The following is a 4,705-nucleotide window of genomic DNA, read 5'->3' on the forward strand; positions in this document are numbered from 1 at the left end:
CTATGCGGGGTTGAGGACAGAGGTAAAAATTCGAATCCTCTAACGCACGCTAATAAAAAATAAGACACAGCATTAAGCTGTGTCTTATTTTTTTGCCCTGTGGTATAATGAGTCTATCTTAAATAATGAGCAAGGGAGCGTAAATTATGAACAGTATTTTTCACAGGATCAGTGTAAGAAAATATGAAGACAGACCAGTAGAAAAGGAAAAGATCATGGAGATTCTGAGAGCGGGAATGCAGGCACCGAGTGCTTGTAATCAGCAGCCATGGGAATTTTATGTGGTTACGGATAAAGAAAAGATCCAGAAACTGTCTAAAGTAACACCATATACCGGCTGTGCAGCAGGAGCGCCTGTAGTTATCGTCCCTGTGTATCATACAGAAGGGCTTATAGCACCATCTTTTGTACAGATCGACATGGCGATCGCGCAGCAGAATATCTGGCTGGAAACAGATGCCCAGGGGCTTGGAGGCGTATGGTTTGGCATTGCACCGGTGGAAGACCGCATGGAAGAAGTACACAGACTGCTGGATCTTCCAGAAAATGTAAAAGTATTTTCCATGTTTGCACTGGGCTATCCGGCAGAAACAAGACCTCAGCAGAATCGATTTGCGCCGGAAAGAATACACTTCATCGAACAATAAAAAATAGCACGGATAAAAGAGAAGGAGGAAATTCATGCAGGATATTTTAGTTGTAGTAGACATGCAGAATGATTTTATCGATGGCGCTCTTGGAACAAAAGAGGCTGTCACAATCGTTCCCAAAGTAGAAGAGAAGATTCGAAATTTCAAAGGAACAGTTCTTTTTACACGAGATACCCATGAAACATGGTACCTGGATACCCAGGAAGGAAAGAAGCTTCCGATACCACACTGCATCCGGGATACAGAAGGCTGGCAGATCAGAAGAGAATTGGACGATTTGCGAAAAACAGAACCGATTGATAAGGAAACCTTTGGCTCTACAGATCTGGCAGCTGATCTGGTGGCAATGAACATTGATGATGAGATAGGAAGTATTACATTTGTTGGTCTCTGCACAGATATCTGCGTGATCTCCAATGCACTTCTGGCGAAAGCAGCTCTTCCGGAAGTGCCGATCACAGTAGATGCTTCATGCTGTGCAGGAGTGACCCCGGAAAGCCACGAGAATGCACTGAAGGCTATGGAAATGTGCCAGATAGATATTGTCAGATAAAACTACCAGATTAGAATTATGAGTTTTCATAACAGATAGAAAGAGAACAACCAACATGAACGACAAAATAGTAGTATGCATACAAAAAGGCGGGCAGAGGGATCAGGCGGAGTCTTTTGCTCGGCGGACGGGGAGTGTGATCGCGGATAAGCCGGGGAAGGAACTGACAGTACTGTTTGATTCGAAGGGTGTTTCCCTGACAGGATATGGACTGACTTATCAGGGGGATTTTGAGAATATGCTCCACCGCGTCACGAATGGACGGCTTCAGCACGAAATGCTGGTCCGCGCCGCCAAATCGGAGAAAGAAGGGCGCAGGGCTATCGATGCAACTGCCGGTATGGGAGAGGATGCTTTTCTTCTGGCAGCGCAGGGATATGAAGTGACTTTGTATGAGCAGAATCCTGTAGTTGCCATACTTCTGAAGGATGCACTGCGTCGTGCGAAGAAACATCCAGTGTTAAAGGATATCGCCGCCCGGATGAAACTTGTCGAGGGCGACAGCGTAGAATGCATGTCCAAACTGTTGGACCCGGTAGACGCGATCTATCTCGATCCCATGTTCCCGGCAAGACAGAAATCCAGCCTTATCAACAAGAAACTCCAGCTTATCCAGAAACTGGAACCGCCGTGCTCCGAAGAAACAGACCTCTTCGATGCCGCAATCAAAGCCGCCCCGGACAAGATCATCGTCAAACGCCCTCTGAAGAGTGAATTCCTCGCCGGAAGGAAACCTTCCTATACCCTCAACGGCAAAGCCATCCGCTACGACTGCTATACCCTGTAAACGGTGACGTAAAGCTACAAAAATTATTACCAAACTTCCAATAACTAGTAGCTTTTATCAGACAAAACCGCTATACTGGATTTATAAAAAAAACAGGGAGGTTTTTGCTATGCAGGAAGTATTTGTTGAATCTTTTGACGCAACAAAATTATTCTTCAACAGGGAACTGGTCGAGGATGCCAGAGCTGCGATCGTCATTGTTCACGGTCTTTGCGAGCACCAGGGACGTTATGATTACTTTGCGGAGAAACTTCATCAGGCAGGGATCAGCACGTATCGCTTCGACCACAGAGGCCACGGCAGATCCGAGGGCGAGAGAACCTATTACAGCGATTTTAACGAAATCCTCGACGACACCAATGTATTCGTAGACCTTGCCATCAAAGAAAATCCGGATATCCCGGTATTTCTCCTCGGTCACAGCATGGGCGGCTACACCGTTTCTCTCTACGGAGCCAAATATCCGGACAAAAAACTCCGCGGTATCATCACCAGCGGTGCACTGGTTAAGGACAACGGCAAACTGATCACATCCGTAGACCGAAATCTGGATCCACATACGAAACTGCCGAATGAACTGGGCTCAGGGGTGTGCTCAGTCAGGGAAGTCGTAGACTGGTACGGCAAAGATCCATACAACACCAGCACTTTTACAACAGGACTCTGCTACAGCATCTGCGACGGTCTGGACTGGTTTGCTGACAAGATGAAAGACTTTGCATATCCGGTTCTTATGATGCACGGCGAAAAAGACGGCCTGGTAAGTGTTCAGGATACCATAGATTTCTTCGCAACAGCAGCATCCAAAGACCGCCAGATGAAGATCTACGGAGGACTTTTCCACGAGATCCTCAACGAATACTGCCGTGACGAAGTCATTGCAGATGTAATCGCATGGATGGATCACAGGATCTGAACAGATAAAAGAGAATTCTCGTTACAGAGAGAACAGTAATGAATTCTCTTCCTGAACATAAAGTAATTTTACAGCTTTGTGTATCATATAATGAAGGTATCATATTAAGAGGAGGGTACGCATGAAAAAGACCTTAAAAAGAATATTGGTATGTCTGATGTGCATAGTGATGTTCCAGACTGCGTTTATACCGACAAAAATTCAGGCAGCAGCAGTGAAACTGAACAAGACATCAGTTACCCTTGCTACAGGAAAGAACTACACATTAAAGTTACAGGGAACAAAGCAGAAACCAACATGGAAGAGCAGCAACACTCGCATTGCATCTGTGTCTTCAGGTGGAAAAGTTACCGCACGGAGGACAGGAAAGGCAACGATCACAGCGAAAGTTGGAAAGAAAAATTATAAATGCAACGTAACAGTCACTCCAGATTACAATCAGATCTATTACAAATATCTGGCATCTCATCATAAAGATATCAGATGGTATTATATTCTGAATGTGGATAAGACAGGTGCACCGGAGATGATTACCACTTCTTCAGGAGGTGGAACAACAAGCTACAATGTTTATACAATTTCCGGCAGCAAGGTAGTTCTGGCTGGAAGCTATGGTGCGAAAGGAATCAGTATGTCTCCACCTACAATTTCCTACGTATCCAAATATAAATGTCTGTATGCAGATGGCTGGACAAACTTCATAGGTGGAACATGGGCAAATATGTATGGAATGTCCGCTAAGAAGCTGGTATTAAAATATCATGCAAGAGAAGCGCACAGCAGAGGAGATTCCTATTACTATGGCAGGACAGACAGCAGTGCAAAGAGAGTATCCAAAGCTGCATATATAAGATACTATAATACGTATTTTAAAAACCACAAAACCTATAAAATGAAGGCAAATAATAAGTAATCACAAAACAAAATACAAATTTCATTTATACTTCAGGTATTCCGATCTGCCAAAGCAGAAGAATACCTGAAGTATTTTTTGTAAAAATTTAAATTTTTTGTAAATGATTTCACATCCTGTTTCATAAACCATTTCACTTAAGCAACTGCTAAAAATCGACAATTCCAATAAGAGAGAGTTATACTTATTCTTAGGATTTCCTGTGTAGATAAATCTACATTTGTACTGATGAATGCACGTAGTGCTTTGGGATTGCCAAATGCTTTTTCAGGATAACTTAAAAGAACTACCGCATTTTCTATGCCGTTGAGGTTTCCCTTATATCGGTACACATAATATTTTCGTTTATTGACTGTCACAAGGTCAAATCCATTATGTGTGGTGGACAATTCGGCAGCCAGTTCACTGAGTTTCTTTTTCATTTCTGATGGATACAGCAGACGGTTTGTTTTCAAAGAACCAATGGTATGGAACCCTTTCTGTGCAAAGGTATTGATTATTTTTCAGAAACATACCAGCAGTCACAAAGGAAATAAGACATTACTGGTGGAACAGGCAGTTCCTTTGCAATGTTCTGTACAATGCCATTGCAGGAAAGCATGACAGCAACTGCCTGATGTCCATAATCCTGTTTTTTCTTTAAATGAGACTGGTGAAAGTACGCATCTTCAATTGGATGTAATGCCCGTGACAAAGGCTTAGTCTTTGAAGCTATCGTATCATCCACAATGCAGAAAACAGGATTTCCGGTACGTGCAGCTTCTGAATAAATAATCTCAATGACAGGCTGTTTTAATGCATCTGAAAGTAATGAATCATCCCATTTCCCGGAATTAAGGAAATGAGCAATCGTAGTTCTGTGGCAGGAGCTGTTTTTAGCAAAATC

At 43.3% G+C, this 4,705-nt stretch carries 5 protein-coding genes and 1 pseudogene; 5 read left to right on the top strand and 1 reads right to left on the bottom strand.

What is annotated here, in order from left to right; translation table 11 throughout:
- The first annotated feature begins 146 nt into the window (after positions 1-146).
- From QZL69_RS05320 to QZL69_RS05340, 5 genes are all read left to right on the top strand, one after another.
- Positions 147-647 (top strand): nitroreductase family protein, encoded by a 501-nt coding sequence (locus QZL69_RS05320; RefSeq protein ID WP_022214191.1) that lies wholly within the window; start codon positions 147-149, stop codon positions 645-647.
- Positions 648-681: 34 nt separating this feature from the next.
- The gene (locus QZL69_RS05325; protein ID WP_022214192.1) at positions 682-1,203 is read left to right on the top strand and encodes a cysteine hydrolase family protein; all 522 of its coding nucleotides are present in this window, start codon (positions 682-684) and stop codon (positions 1,201-1,203) included.
- 55 nt (positions 1,204-1,258) lie between these two features.
- Positions 1,259-1,990: a class I SAM-dependent methyltransferase gene (locus QZL69_RS05330; RefSeq protein ID WP_022214193.1), complete on the top strand. Its 732-nt coding sequence runs from the start codon at positions 1,259-1,261 to the stop codon at positions 1,988-1,990.
- Between the two features lie 109 nt (positions 1,991-2,099).
- The gene (locus tag QZL69_RS05335; RefSeq protein ID WP_022214194.1) at positions 2,100-2,906 is read left to right on the top strand and encodes an alpha/beta hydrolase; all 807 of its coding nucleotides are present in this window, start codon (positions 2,100-2,102) and stop codon (positions 2,904-2,906) included.
- Between the two features lie 121 nt (positions 2,907-3,027).
- Positions 3,028-3,819: an Ig-like domain-containing protein gene (locus tag QZL69_RS05340; RefSeq protein ID WP_022214195.1), complete on the top strand. Its 792-nt coding sequence runs from the start codon at positions 3,028-3,030 to the stop codon at positions 3,817-3,819.
- A 496-nt stretch (positions 3,820-4,315) separates the two neighbouring features.
- Here QZL69_RS05340 and QZL69_RS05345 read toward each other — a convergent pair.
- Positions 4,316-4,705, bottom strand: a pseudogene (locus QZL69_RS05345) (hypothetical protein); the annotation flags it as partial.

The sequence above is a fragment of the Blautia sp. CAG:237 genome, from assembly GCF_000436615.1.
Lineage (GTDB): Bacteria > Bacillota > Clostridia > Lachnospirales > Lachnospiraceae > Blautia_A > Blautia_A intestinihominis.